The sequence below is a fragment of the Salinimonas iocasae genome, assembly GCF_006228385.1.
GTDB classification, from domain to species: domain Bacteria; phylum Pseudomonadota; class Gammaproteobacteria; order Enterobacterales; family Alteromonadaceae; genus Alteromonas; species Alteromonas iocasae.
Genome location: NZ_CP039853.1, coordinates 247,324 through 260,876 on the forward strand (window position 1 = coordinate 247,324; position 13,553 = coordinate 260,876).

11 protein-coding genes are annotated in these 13,553 nt (G+C 43.5%); all 11 read right to left on the reverse strand.

Annotated features, from left to right (window positions below; genetic code table 11):
- Nucleotides 1–33: 33 nt before the first annotated feature.
- Entirely contained in the window at nt 34–3,099 is a 3,066-nt protein-coding gene (locus tag FBQ74_RS18445; protein WP_139758189.1) for a hypothetical protein, read from the reverse strand.
- A 21-nt stretch (nt 3,100–3,120) separates the two neighbouring features.
- Nucleotides 3,121–3,717: a hypothetical protein gene (locus FBQ74_RS18450; protein ID WP_232372039.1), complete on the reverse strand. Its 597-nt coding sequence runs from the start codon at nt 3,715–3,717 to the stop codon at nt 3,121–3,123.
- A 9-nt stretch (nt 3,718–3,726) separates the two neighbouring features.
- Nucleotides 3,727–4,101, reverse strand: coding sequence for a hypothetical protein (locus FBQ74_RS18455; RefSeq protein WP_139758190.1), 375 nt, complete (start codon nt 4,099–4,101; stop codon nt 3,727–3,729).
- A gap of 53 nt (nt 4,102–4,154) precedes the next feature.
- Nucleotides 4,155–4,697: a hypothetical protein gene (locus FBQ74_RS18460; RefSeq protein WP_139758191.1), complete on the reverse strand. Its 543-nt coding sequence runs from the start codon at nt 4,695–4,697 to the stop codon at nt 4,155–4,157.
- A gap of 3 nt (nt 4,698–4,700) precedes the next feature.
- Entirely contained in the window at nt 4,701–5,645 is a 945-nt protein-coding gene (locus FBQ74_RS18465; protein WP_139758192.1) for a hypothetical protein, read from the reverse strand.
- A 275-nt stretch (nt 5,646–5,920) separates the two neighbouring features.
- Complete coding sequence (locus tag FBQ74_RS18470) at nt 5,921–6,241, reverse strand: hypothetical protein (protein WP_139758193.1); 321 nt, start codon at nt 6,239–6,241, stop codon at nt 5,921–5,923.
- Between the two features lie 334 nt (nt 6,242–6,575).
- The gene (locus FBQ74_RS18475) at nt 6,576–10,751 is read right to left on the reverse strand and encodes a DotG/IcmE/VirB10 family protein (RefSeq protein WP_168190730.1); all 4,176 of its coding nucleotides are present in this window, start codon (nt 10,749–10,751) and stop codon (nt 6,576–6,578) included.
- The gene (locus FBQ74_RS18480; RefSeq protein WP_139758195.1) at nt 10,741–11,682 is read right to left on the reverse strand and encodes a DotH/IcmK family type IV secretion protein; all 942 of its coding nucleotides are present in this window, start codon (nt 11,680–11,682) and stop codon (nt 10,741–10,743) included. The genes FBQ74_RS18475 and FBQ74_RS18480 overlap by 11 nt, the downstream gene beginning before the upstream one ends.
- 6 nt (nt 11,683–11,688) lie before the next feature.
- Nucleotides 11,689–12,408, reverse strand: a complete 720-nt coding sequence (locus FBQ74_RS18485) for a DotI/IcmL family type IV secretion protein (protein WP_139758196.1) — start codon at nt 12,406–12,408, stop codon at nt 11,689–11,691.
- Nucleotides 12,405–13,070, reverse strand: coding sequence for a DotI/IcmL/TraM family protein (locus tag FBQ74_RS18490; protein WP_139758197.1), 666 nt, complete (start codon nt 13,068–13,070; stop codon nt 12,405–12,407). Before FBQ74_RS18490 ends, FBQ74_RS18485 begins: the two co-directional genes overlap by 4 nt.
- Entirely contained in the window at nt 13,067–13,456 is a 390-nt protein-coding gene (locus FBQ74_RS18495; RefSeq protein ID WP_139758198.1) for a hypothetical protein, read from the reverse strand. Before FBQ74_RS18495 ends, FBQ74_RS18490 begins: the two co-directional genes overlap by 4 nt.
- Between the last annotated feature and the right edge of the window lie 97 nt (nt 13,457–13,553).

Below are 13,553 nucleotides of genomic sequence, written 5' to 3' on the forward strand. Positions count from 1 at the left end.
TAGATACAAAAAAGGGGCTTTCAAGCCCCTTTCTTATGCCGCGTTTGGAATGTAGTGGTGTTTGTAGTAGCGCATATTATCGGCCACTATCGCATCGAGGATCCCTGCTTTAGTAACACCTTCCTCAAAATCCTCTTCGATGCCCAAATGTTTACGCCTGGCTTCAATATCTTCCTGAAGAGAACCGCCCGGGTACCGGTGGACAAGCAGCTTCATCGCCTCACTTTCTCCGATTCTTTGCGCCAACTGTTCAACGACGTAGGTGTCAGTACGCGTTGAATTCACGCGCCATAAGAATTGTGGGCCGAATGTAGACATCATAAGCTGCTCAAGCCAACCATCGTCAGTATCGAATATGCCAAGCATGGTCGCCCCACGTTTTGACGGCTTTCTGAGACTGTTTTTTAAGTGATATTCCATTGTTGGACTAAGCTGGAACTCTTCAACAATAGATTTAACATTTTGAGCAGTACCTGAGCCTAAAATGATTATGCTAGATGCCAGTCTTTTAATATCAGCAGGAAATGCATCTGCTAATTGACTTGCAAGGGTGACATCAACACCCCACTTACGCCCCTCAAGTACGGCTGTAATAAGCTGCAAGATGAATTCTGGCACTTCACTGCCACGATGGATCTCATCAGCACAAAAGCGTTTGACAGTTCGCTGTAAGCGCTCAACGTCCTGCTTGTGATATCTTCGATAATCAATCTTGTACAGGCCAACTTCTGCTTCCATTTCTTTTAATGAATCTGGTCCCTTGTACATGTCAGTTGTTAATACATGGTATGCCAAGGTATAAAAAAGCGTTGTGCGACGCTGCCCTTCAATTCCTCGCCCTTTAGTGACGTCATCTAGATCTAATGAAACAATCCTGGATTGGCCTATGTCAAAAAGCGTTTCGCCCCCAAGAATTGGATAGGCATTAACAGCTGCACGAAGTTTTCTTGAAACGTAACTGGTTATCGGCTCTTGGCTTAACGTTTTTGCATCTACAAATTCATCAGCAATCCGCGGATCCGAACAAAGTGAATTTAGATAGGGCACTGTAGGGACTGCGTATCGTTGCGCCAACGATGCAAGACGGGGCTCATCCTGAAGATAAAGGAAGTCTACAATGTCCCACCAGATTGGACGCTTTGCTTCTGATTCAAAACTGTATTTCTCTAAAGCTTCATCTACCTCTTCACATAAGCCTGGAACGTATGTATGAGCGTGAAGGCGTTCAGACAAACGCTTGTATGCCAAGTCAATAAGGCCATTTATCACATCCAGCGTACCTTCAGGTGGCGCCGAACCATCATCTTGGGCAGTTAATGATGAGACCAAGTTTAATATTGTAGAGCGATGGCCAGAAAGTGGATAACGTAGACCAAGTTGCGTATCCATGGGATTGATGCGATTTTCTTTCGTATTTTGAAGCCGGTAATATGCAGCTAGGTGCTGTTTGCTCAATGGAAGAAGAGATTTAACAAGCTCAACAAATCCTTTGGAGCCGGGGCCAATATCTATCTGACGAATATAAGGTATTTCTTGGGCGTCAGGGTGCAATAAAAGAGAAAAATTATCACCCGCCAGCTCAACTGTTTTACCAAATCCCATTGGCCCAACGATCATTTTTGTCCAGTGAGACTGTTTGGTTGAGTAGGGCTGCACTGGCATTATTTTGCCACGTATGGAGCGCATAATACGCGAGCCTGACTCCCATACGCTTGCCGGCTGAGTAATGGGTAGCAAACTGATTGTATCGGACAAGGTATAGGGAAGCGGTTTTGCTGAGTTACCCCTGGTCAAGCCCGGGATACTTGATAGTACAGATTCAACAACATCACCTTCCGCTTGCGCGGATTCAGCATGCCCCCAAGACTGAAGGATTCGAGCTATTTGTTCACGCCGTTTTTTGGCTAGACTAACATCACCATCATACGCCCATGTGCAAATTGAAATCCTTAATTGAATAATTTCTTCACCGGCTTCACGAAGAGCACGAAGCCGTTCAGATACTTCAATAATATGTTTGTTGTCTGGCGTACCACCCAATTTGTCGGTAATTCGAAGAAACGAAGCCATCGTCTCTTGAAATACCAACAAGCTTATTCCATCAGCTGACATATCAAACGTTATCCTGCAAGGTATGTCAGCTTTTTTTAATTCCCTGTACAGTATATTAAATGGTTTAGCTTTTTGCGGGGCAAATGAAACAGATAAGGGGGCATATACAGAGTCTCCGACTGTTGCTAAAGAGCTTTCGACAATCTCCATCTCACGAGACATTATCTGATCGGCCAGTTTTGGTACGCCAACCATAGAAAAGTCCCCTTTGCGAGACTCAGGCAACTCCATACTATGGTTATCACCGGGCAATTGGACCTTATAGTTGAGGTCCGTCCATGCGCTATCATAGGCGAGGCGCATATCAAAAGTGATCTCATGGGTGTCCAGTAGGCGACAAAAAATATCATTATTGCGAAACATCTCTCGCAAATTGTCGAGCAACGTAAGATGCTTGTTCGCATAATATTCAGCACCGTTTGCGATAGACTGGCACTTAGTCATGAATGGCATGCCCTCAGCCTGATTTAATTTTAGCTTTTGCAGCTCCTTGCTTTCAGTTGGTGTTAGGTTGCGCACTTTCGTTTGGACAACAATATAGTTGCGTTCACTGTGACAAAATGCTGCATTAGCTTGAATGTATTCATCAATAAGACTGGTATCTATTAATCCAAGATTCTTTGCTGTCTTTCTGGCATTGGCTCCGAATACTTGCTCCAACTCTTCCTCTGTTTTATCAGTATCCATCGAGAAAGAGTGCATAATGCGGTGAGTACCATTGCCCAGATAAGCTTTAAATTCAGCTTCTATCGAAAGTACCAGCTCATCCAGCTTATCAGCGCCAACGACTTGCCTGGAGCCATCAATACGTATCGCTGATATAAGTGAACCATCATCTTGTATCAAACAGTGCTTTCCAAAAACGGTATCAAGTGACACATGGTCTTTAGGGCTTTGTTTAAGCAGTTTTGACGATACTATCTGGGCAAGTGTTTCCCACGTAGAGAGTGCGCGTTCCGCGAACGTATTAGGGTGGTTATACAACATGAAAGGTTCTCTTGAAATAGATTACACAGGCTTTGCAAAGTAGTCAGGATTAGTCCGGTACCAATACTGAAAAACATGACGATAAGTGGCTCGGGAAGGAAAATAACGAAGGTGCTCAAATATTTTTGATGCTTCAGCCTCAAAATTACGACGCACGCTTTTTAATGCATTAACTGTCTGCTGAGTTGAGCCTTCATCCACCATAAACAGGTAGTCTTTTTTAGTGGCCTGCATTCGCTGAAATTTCGTTTGAACTGCATTAGCCTCATGCTGATATGGAAGTTCTTCAATTATCGCAGTATTTAGAATGCGAGCGGCATTGCTCAACTGCCCCTGAGTTATGTCAGGGGCGTGTAGAATTAAACCATGATTTGTTGTGCCATTTACTGCTCTGCCCAAACGTAGCGCTGAACTGCAAAGCGCACAAAATACTGTGGGCCTGTCCTTAAAAACTATCACTTCCATATAGCCACTTACGACCTCTGGTGATGATTTTGAAACAAAACCACAGCAAGCACACGTAAATTCAGATTCGTTTAAAATTTCCCATTCACGCCGGGTTACCTGATAATTCAGGCTCTCCGGCATTGTAGGGCGATCTGGAAGATTTAAAATCACCGGTTCAAGCTACCGTGACTGTTCGATGAGCGTTTTTGTTTGTCTAACCTCTTCACTACTACCGAAAAACTGAGAATTAACCGCGAGTATAATTCCAAAAGTGCCGGCCAGAAGTCCGCCCCCACCAATTTTTCTCCAATGGCTTCCACTGCTTTCCTGACCGTTTCTACCTTGGACTAATCCAATAATTCCTGCAGCAGCAGTTAATATTCCAATAATAAGCAATGCAATTTGGATTGCTTTCCATACACCTAAACCACCAGCGCTGGCGTTATCTCCCATACAGCCGATGTCACAATCGTTATTGGCCTGGGCTACAGTTGTAAACATAAAAAGTAAAACTGAGGATGTTACTCGCTTCATTGTTTTAGAACTTACTGTCATTTTTTTACTACCCTTTTTTAAATTAAATAAAAAACACAGAGATATTAGTTGCGTTAAAAAGTTAGATATTCAGTACCGTATCGCCCCTGACCAAGAGTCATTGATAAAGCATCTACGAAGTAAGGAAAGGCAACACAGCAACCAGCCAACCCCCATAGGACCAACGCTTCACTTACCCATTTTTCTCGACGGTTATGGGCACCTGTAGCACCAACATAGATAGCTTTGGCAACCAGAACCCACGCAAAAAAAGTGATATAGGTGGTGATTGCGTACAGGCCCACCCGAAAGTCATCATTGGATGCATAAGGTGAATAAGACTGAAGAATTACCGGATTGGTTGAACGCCTGAAAAGCGTATAACTGGCCACATTCAAAACCGTCCCAAGAGACAGCATCAATGGCCCCAAAAAAATCATGAAATAGCAACTACCAGGTGCTGACTGCTGTGCCTTATTACTTTGTATTAATAGCGTTACACCTTTAGATGTAACTATAAGACCGGTAATAGCGCTAAAGACAACAACTGCGCTGTACAGGCCTGGAAGAGCCCTAGCGATAGAGTGAAGCACTTGTAAAGCGGCAGAGTAATCCATTTCTTAGCCTCGTTTGAGCAAGCAGCTACCGGCTTTGATCGAATTTGTTTGGGCGCTCATCACTGTTACCTGGCCGCAATTTGGCACATCGACACCGGGTTTAACTCTAAGCTTTTGGCCAGTTACGGTATTTACGATAAAGCCAAGTTTGGCGTTGAAGTTAACTAGCTTTATAACCCATGGGGATTTCTCAACAGCAGGCTTACCTTCACCTTTGAATCGACGTGCATGAGTCGGCTCTTTGTCTTTTGCAGTGTCAGGTTCTGAGCTTAATTTCCACTCTTCCAGAGCCTTGGTACGATTAGCCAGCCAACCGTAATTTTTTGTATTTGTATCAACATCAGTAGCAATCTTTGATAAAGAACCTGTGACTGTAACCAGCTTTTCTTTTACATCTTCAATCCCAGCACTTGGACCGCTTGTTGCTATCATCAACACCTCTTGTTCCAATGCATCGACACGCTGAAGTAATTGGCTGAGATTTTCATTAAGGCGCTGTACTGATGCTTTATTTAGCTCTCCTGCCTGTAATGCTGCCTCAGCTGATTGTTTGAGATCAGTTGTTTGATTCCGGTTATTAATATTGACTGTTTGCGCAAGTTCTTTTACTGAATCTGTTTGGGCTTGTAGCGAAGCAAGCTTTTGCTCAAGTAGGTTCTGCCGATTACTATTGTCTTTGAATCCCGGCAAAGACAAATTCGAGACAGCCTCATAAAATTTATCTGGCCCCATTGCTGTAACAGTTGCCCCAATTCCAATTGCAACAACTGCAGAGCCAACAATGTACTTGCTTTTATACCAAGCTGACTGGCTGCGTTTAACTGATTTGGTCTTATCGACTATCTGTTCACGCGCTTTGTCGTTTTGCTCGTTCGGAAAAGGTGTTACTGATGCAAGACCATCGTTCTCTTCTGATGCAAAATCTGGATTAAATTGTTCTGCGCTCACTGCGTGTGCCCCGGTATTTAACTGATGTGGCTTAAGTTAAACACTCGCTCGGGCGCTCTCAATGAAATAAGGTCAATAAATCGGGAAACTTAGAATTAATACTTTCGGGCTTTACGTGAAGAGGAAGCAGATGGGGGGGGCTGGCTAGCTTAGATATCACCATCACTGCTAATGAGCGAGCCAATAGGATATCTCAAGGTACTGTTCTCTCAATATCAGAAAATGGATGGAAGGGCTGTTGAAAATGTTTCCCTTCCCCCAATATTTTTTGAAACCTAATGCATAGGGTTTTGTTCTTTAAGTTGCTGCCGGTCAAGGTATGGTGTGTTGTCGTTTGATGGCGGTGGCGTGGGGGGAATCGGCCTATTCAAATGATGTATTTTGTCTAATACAATTCCGCTGATCAGTGAACCACCGGGTCGCTTCTGTTTATCATACTCCAGAATTGAAAAATAAAGCTTGCGCTTGCCGTTTCCTTGAATAAAACCTAAAACGTCTGAAACTTCACTTCTTAGTTTTTCATACCTACCGAGATGCTCAGAACTTTCTTTTTTCAACTTCGCTACTGACTCGTTATAGTTTTTTGCAGCTTTCAAACTTAATTCAGTCTCCGTTTTGATTCGAGAGACTTTTCTATTAAGGCGATTGATATGTATAAATGAAACTATCAGTAAGAAAACAGCTGTAAAAATAATTGCTAGTAGATACATTTCGGATGGTTTGGCTATATCAGGTTATAAATAAATTTATCATTAAGCCTACACCGTGGCTAGCAACGATATGTCTCTGAAATCTAACTCAGTTATTATCCTGTAGCTGTTACTAATTATGCTGTGAAGCTTTAGCCTGGTCGAGCAGAGCTATATGAAATATTACAGCTCTGCTTACAGTAGCCATAATGTGATTGTCATTATGGCTTCAGACTTACAGTTAATGCTGAGTAGGCAAATCTTTATCTGTAATGTGAGTAAAGATTTTCATTACCATTTCAGTATTTTGAGGAATTTTCACAGTTACCGGTCGATTCACCCGTTCTGCCAGTGACGGTAACAGCGCCCGACCAACTTCCCCAACCCCTTGTAATGCAATCTCCGCATAATTTAACCCTTCAACGATTGTCGTTGTTGAAGTGCTCCCTGGGATACTATCTGTAATTTGAGTACGATCCTGAGAGTTCGCAATACCGTCTGCAACTCCGGTTCCAAATGACGCAAGGAATACGCCCCCAAACCGATACCAGAAGTGGTCATCTACTTCTGCGGCCATACCGGCAGATGCCGTGGAAGGGTCTAACGCCAGCCCTTCAGTACTGAAACATTTTAATTCCAAAGGGCAAATCTGATTAAATTTAAGAACGGCATTGTCGTAAACCAAATCTACGATTGCGTATGCTTTGGCCAGATGTAATGGATGCTCTGGAAAAGGCATATGTATCTCAACTTCGAGCCGATCGTTGAAATCAGTATTAAGGGCATGGGTAGTCACAACAAAGTATGTTGAGCCTGTAGGCTCCACAATTTGTGACTGGGGTCCAACACTTTCAGTTCCAGTGTTGCTGTCACTCCCGACAGGACTCACCTGAGTACTTCCTTGAGAAGATATCCCCGGGGCTTTAGCGACAGTAACCTCGGTAGGCTTATATTTCGGTATTATATTTTTTTCATAACTTTTAGCTGTTTTTTCCATTGCGGTTATATAACCAGCCACCCGAGCACCAAACCGGCTTCTGGCGGCTTGGTCTACTGCACTTAATTTAATCTTTCCATCATCTGTTTGCGTGTCTTCAGCTTGTTTGGCTGAATCATTGTTTTCCTCTTTATCCTTCAAAGATACGCCTGAAGATTCATTTTTCTTAGCCGGCTCCTCTGGTAGAGATGGGGGGGTGATTTTATTATCAGGCTCTTTGACTAAGCCATCATCAGATAATAAGTCTAGGTTGCCCAGCGTTACCGGCTTTTCATCGATAATAATACTATCGCCATTTGCACCAACGACTTGTCCTTGGCCATCAAGGCGTAACCGCTGGCCTCTGTATCTTATGGGTCGGTTTAGTCTATCCACCAGCTGATTAGTCCCATCTACATAAACATGTTCACCGTCGCGCAAAACGGGTTTGCCGTTTTCATCAACTACTAACCCTTCAACTGACTTGTAATATTCAGTACCAGGTATTTTAGTAAGCTGCTTAGACCCGGCCAAAAGCTTTCCATTGGCCCCCAAAGCGACACCTTGAGCATTTACCGGTGTTACACCGCTCGCTTTTTTTCCATCTTTAGTTATAAACTCACCAGCTTCGCTTAAATACAGTGAGTTACCACGAGGGTCGCGCAGCGGGTTACCGTCCTCATCAATTAAACGACCTGTTTCAGGGTCAATTTCAATAGCTTTACCTTTATATTTGAAAGGCTTCCCCTCTTTATCAAGAAGCTTTCCATCGCGTGTAATATACACATCAGATTCACCGATCTTCTTCATCGCAGAGGTAACCGGTTTACCGTTACCAAATAATAAACGCCCGTCACCATCTGCAAAGATAGCCTCTTTAACTGGCGTTCCATCCTCAGTAATGATCTCACCCTTATCATTCAAGAATAAAGGGTTACCTTTTGAGTCAGTGACTATGTTTCCATCTTCATCGTAAATTCGGCCGTCAGCACCTACTCTGACGTTTTTATCTTTGTAAGTGAGAGGCTTGCCATTCTTATCAAGAATGTATCCATCTTCGGTTCTTATAAAGCCGCTTTTATAGCTGCGGCCTAAAGGGTTTACTGCCTCAAATCCACCATTGGCTATTATTGAAAGTGCGCCTTCATCCCATGGCGATATCGCTTTTTTCCCTGTTTTATCTTTTAGGCGCATGTTTTCATCAAGAAACAGTTCACGACCATCATGCCCTTTAACTGCCTCACCATTTGCGTAAACCAAAGCGCCATCCGGGCGACGGTAAACCTGCTTTCCATTATGGGTAATTGGTTTTCCATTTAAAGTAACCAGCTCTTTAGGCACTGACGCTGATTTGTGATTACCCGAGCCATTAGTAGGATTCGTCAGTTGATCGTTTATTGCTTTATCAGCCACTCCAAACTCATTCTGTACCGTTCCGTCAGGAGCAACCGTTAGCAAAGAACCAGATTCATCTCGCAGCTGATTCCCATTTTCATCCAAAAGAATATTGCCTTTGCGAAACACCGGCTTTCCATTTCGGTAAACCTGTTTACCATCTGGACCTAATAACGGCTTAATAACATCAAACTGCTCTGTCTTAGGATCAACTTTTCCGCTTTTGGTGCTAAACCCTTGCATGGCTGATAGCTCACCATTTTCATCAACAATGAATCCTTGCTCGTTTAATCGAAGTGGACCACCATTCTCATCAAAAATTGGATTACCTTCTGCATCAAAGAGCTGGCCATTCACCCCCTCAAACACAGCTTTATTTTTATAAAAAAGCTGCTCACCAGCTTTGCTGAGCACTGGCTTACGAGCATTTTTGTCCATCATCATTTCGCCAGTAGAAGATAAGACCACGCCTTCACTTGATGTTAAATCAACGCCAATCTGTGCCAGTTTGTTATCTTTGGTCACAAACCGTCCCAACTCATCAATATAGAGCTGATTGCCATCTTTATCTGTCACCTGCACCAAATCGTACGTGCGTAAACCAATGAGTTTATTTGGAAGGTAAGTATTAAAGTCGAGAAACATGTCCTTGTGTTTAAATAGCAGAGGTTTTCCACCTACAGAGGCCAGTAATCCATCACTTGAAATAAAAACATCAGATGTGCCCTTTTGTGAAAGCTTCCCAGGTCGGGAAAGCAGGTGCCCATTACGGTCATAAGCGACACCATTGCTATTTTTCAGTAAACCAGACTGGACACTCCCTTTACCGATATCGACACTTAACCTACCATCGTCTTCCAGTAGTACAGATGCGCCTTTATGGTTCTTCAGGTTGGTGGCGCCTGACAAAAGCCTTTGACCAATACCCAGTTTTACAGAAGCGGTATAGTAAGTGATCGCACCAGAGAACCTATCTTTGAGATTTCCATTATCATCAAGCAGAATATCAGAGTCACCGACTCGGCGAAGGTTGGTCAATGGCTCAGTCAACATTCCAAAGTTATCAATCATGATCCCGTTGTAAGAAAAAATTATCCCGGGCTTCGTGAAGGTCGTTCCGCTGTTATCCACTAGGTGACCGGCATTTGACTGAAAAACTACGTTGTTTTCCCATCTTGCGGGAACACCGCGAGAGTCCGTTATTTCCCGCTCACGATTACGAAAAACGAAATTGCCTGAGTGTCGAATTGGTCTTGCATCTACAGTTACCAGTTGTGATTCGCTAGTTATATAGATGTCAGTTTTATCTACTTGCACCATGTTTCCTGCTCTATAGGCAAAATGTCCATTAGCAAGCAGCACAACGCCATCATGAGTTAACAATTGTCCACGCATTGGGATGAGATTAGTTTCTTTATCTATGATTTCACCATCCACACTTAAGAAAAGCTCACCAATGCCAGCAATATCAACTGGCCGGTTGTCTGCCCAAACAATGCCCCCGCTATCAGACAGTTTCACGTCCAGACCATGAAGCTTGAGCTTTTGCTTGTCGTCGGAAACCAGGTACCTGTCTGCGGCGACATAAATATCACTATCACCAATCTGCGTTATGAGGTCGTTGTCACTATCAAACTCAACGCCGGCACGTGACAAGCGCGCGTGAAATTCAGCATCTGACATCGTGCACCCACATGTAGCGACATCAGCATCTCCCCCGGCTATTGGCTCTGGTTTTTTTCCATCTATAACAAAAGGAATATGCACACCGTTCTGGGTCCGGATTGCTCGGTCGTAGTTTTCCTTATTTTTTTGCTCAACTGCTTCCTTATAAGCATCCGATCTTTCTGCACCAACATTCACTACAGAGTTAGATGGGGTAGCCTGAAGTGGCGCTTTAGCGACTTCTTCTTCGGCCCCCGTCGCGATAGTAAATATGACAAATGCTAAACCAACCGCGAAAAGAACGCCGCCGGCGACAAACAAAAAGGGGCGGTTTGAAGGTGCTAGCAAAGCGCTGGTGTACTTATTGATTTTATTGCGCATAACTGCCGCGCTCCTTTTGAAAATAGACAGACACTGCATTGCCATTGTCGGTAGTGAAAAGCAAAGATGGGAGGTAAGAAATTTCATATGCGGTATAACCGCCCGGCCCATGACGAACGCTAAGAGGATCTACCCCGTGCACATGTAAATTAGTTAAAATATAAAGTAGGTTACCGCGTTGCCAGGCGCTTACATCCTGATGAGAGCTTTGTAATTTTTTAAAATCATTTGGTAAACCGACCCCTCCATGAAGAACCTTTTGCATATATGGCTCATTGGACATCATCGCCTGATTATCATCTGATGTAATATCACTTGATGTATTGGGCCCGAGCTGGGGGATTTGTAGAGTCAAAGACGAATGATATTTCTGCTTGTCTGCCACAAGTTCAAGCGTAATTAACTCATCTATGCCTTTAAGGCCAACAGTCAGATTTGAAGACCCCACTCGAAACTTCCCATTTACTCGAAGTTTATTTGAGGTTTCGCTGATAACTTGCTTTACGTTAAATTCTTCTGAAGAACCTGTTGTTTGATACATTACCGGCCAGACATTACCTGCTGCATCAATAAATGAAACATGGGTATCCCAGCCCGGTGTGATATAAATTCGATATGGTTTAGCTGCAGGTGAGATGTCAAGAGCATCGACTTTGCGTATAGAGTCTGCAGGTTTTTGACGCTTCAGCGCTTCGGCCTCTGAACGTTTTTTCTCAGCGTATTGCCTAAGCTGCTCCGGCGTCATTTTGAAATTTCTTTCTAGAAAAATTTCAAAGGCCAGTTCTTTCATTTCTTCATCTGTTAAGTCTGTTGCCTGAGCTTCGTCTGTATAGGGAACGACATCAGCAGGAACAGGATCTTTATTTTGATTAGCCTGTACCCCAGTAGCCAAGAGCAGGGCCAGAAATGAGAACTTATTTAAAAATTTCATATGTTCTTATTCCCCGCCGAAAGGCTTTATGAAGTAAGCATCGACTGCCAGGCCTTTTTCATTGTGCTTTCGTGAAACGCGTTTAATCAGAAAATCTACAGTGTATTCACGCCCATTCGTTTGTTGCTTACCTCCTCCCATATACCATGTGAAGTTCAACCTGACCTGCCATGTAAGCGTATCTTCATTAAAATTGATAATTTCAGGTGCTGCGCTTGGCTCAGCCCAGCTTGAAAGCCGATCATCACGTATTTGAGTAAGTATCAGGCTATTTAAGAGGCTTCTTTGATAGTTTTCGAAAGCAGTATGAGTCGTGAACTCTCTTTCTAATGACACTGTATGTTCGATATAGTCAGTGAAGGATAGCTTATGAAATTGCTTCACTTTCTTCACTGCAAAAATCATCACATCTTCGTCCGTAACCGATGGAATATTCGTGGGTTGAAGCTCAGTCATGTTGTTTTTGCTATCAAGTAGATAAGCGAGAGTTTGAACGGGTCGGTTCGCTGAGATATTCAGCCCAATAGCCAGAGAAACCACTACTAACCCCAGAAAGACAGCAAACCCCAGCGAGACCTTATTTAAGCGACGCAAGAAAGCATTGCGGTCCAGTACAATTTGAGATGGGTACACCCCCGTGTCTTTATGTGCCACCCTCAAATTAGTTTTAGCCCCGAAAAGCAGTTCTAATTCTTCGTTATATTGGTTTTCTTTTTCTGAACTCATCGCTTTATAGTTCCCAAGTCACTGATTAACAGTCCTTCAATAGCTTTGTCACGCGACACGCGTTTAAATGTCAGTTCGAGTATGACCTTATTGCTTTCGGGCTCTCCCGCAGGCCCTACAGCGGTCTGAACCATTCGAATCTGATATTTAATGAATCGATCCCCATCGACGATAAACTCAGCCATGAGGTCGGCATTTCTAACTGTTGCAGCGGTAATGATGTAATTATTTTTTTGAATTCGTTCGAATGCTCCGGCGTCTTGAAGCGGTCGTCTATAAACAGTTTCATAGGTCGCATCGTCCACAAACAGAGAGCGTCGCTCTTGCATCTGATCTTCAAGATTTAAAAAGTGGAAATTCATCAACCGCATCGCATACTTGTCGGCTAAAGCGGCAGAAAATGCTAGAGAGTTTTCAAGATTGAATATGGGAGGAATAACTGTTGTATTTTTGTCCTCATCAACCAGTACCGGCTCGCTTAAGCGTAATTCAGTTGCATCAAACGCTAGAGTTAGTCCCAGCCCGACAATAACGGCCAGCAATCCTGACGATAAAAGCAGTTTGCGCTGTAGCTTCTTTTGCATTTGCCGGTTTTGCCCCAAAGCGTATTCCAGCAATTCATCTGTGATAGTCACCACCTGGGGGGAATTCAAATTCGTCATGCAGGCATTGACTCGCTGCTATTTACCCAGACAACACCGAGTTTTTTTAGATATTGAATGCATGCGTAAATTGCGAGTGCTTTTTCACCTTCACCTGCGTTGTTAAGAAGGCCTGTAAAGCGAACCTCAGATCTGTCTGAATCATCTGACTCCCCTTCAATGGGTAAGCTCACTTCCACATTGCCTGAGTTACCTGACAGCGAATCTGGGATCACATCGGCGTTTATTGAGCGAATAGTGCCGGATAAATGCGCTATAAATTGCGCCAGCATGAAAACACGATTTTGCACGGGTATTTTGAAAAATGGCTCTTCCCAGTTTGCATTAACTCTAATTCCTCCACTGGAGGGCTCTGCTACCGCCAAACTTAAAACTAAAGATTTCATAATTCACCCTCACTCAATTAGTGGAGCGAATATTCTTTTAACCGCCCTTTTCTCTCAACCACAAACCCGATTTATCGACTTTATTACCTGTATGCCC

What these genes read in the sequence shown, in the direction of transcription:
- FBQ74_RS18445 (WP_139758189.1), bottom strand. Translation starts at nt 3,099, where the DNA reads ATGTTGTATAACCACCCTAATACGTTCGCGGAACGCGCACTCTCTACG.
- FBQ74_RS18455 (WP_139758190.1), bottom strand. Translation starts at nt 4,101, where the DNA reads ATGACAGTAAGTTCTAAAACAATGAAGCGAGTAACATCCTCAGTTTTA.
- FBQ74_RS18460 (WP_139758191.1), bottom strand. Translation starts at nt 4,697, where the DNA reads ATGGATTACTCTGCCGCTTTACAAGTGCTTCACTCTATCGCTAGGGCT.
- FBQ74_RS18475 (WP_168190730.1), bottom strand. Translation starts at nt 10,751, where the DNA reads ATGCGCAATAAAATCAATAAGTACACCAGCGCTTTGCTAGCACCTTCA.
- FBQ74_RS18480 (WP_139758195.1), bottom strand. Translation starts at nt 11,682, where the DNA reads ATGAAATTTTTAAATAAGTTCTCATTTCTGGCCCTGCTCTTGGCTACT.
- FBQ74_RS18485 (WP_139758196.1), bottom strand. Translation starts at nt 12,408, where the DNA reads ATGAGTTCAGAAAAAGAAAACCAATATAACGAAGAATTAGAACTGCTT.
- FBQ74_RS18490 (WP_139758197.1), bottom strand. Translation starts at nt 13,070, where the DNA reads ATGACGAATTTGAATTCCCCCCAGGTGGTGACTATCACAGATGAATTG.
- FBQ74_RS18495 (WP_139758198.1), bottom strand. Translation starts at nt 13,456, where the DNA reads ATGAAATCTTTAGTTTTAAGTTTGGCGGTAGCAGAGCCCTCCAGTGGA.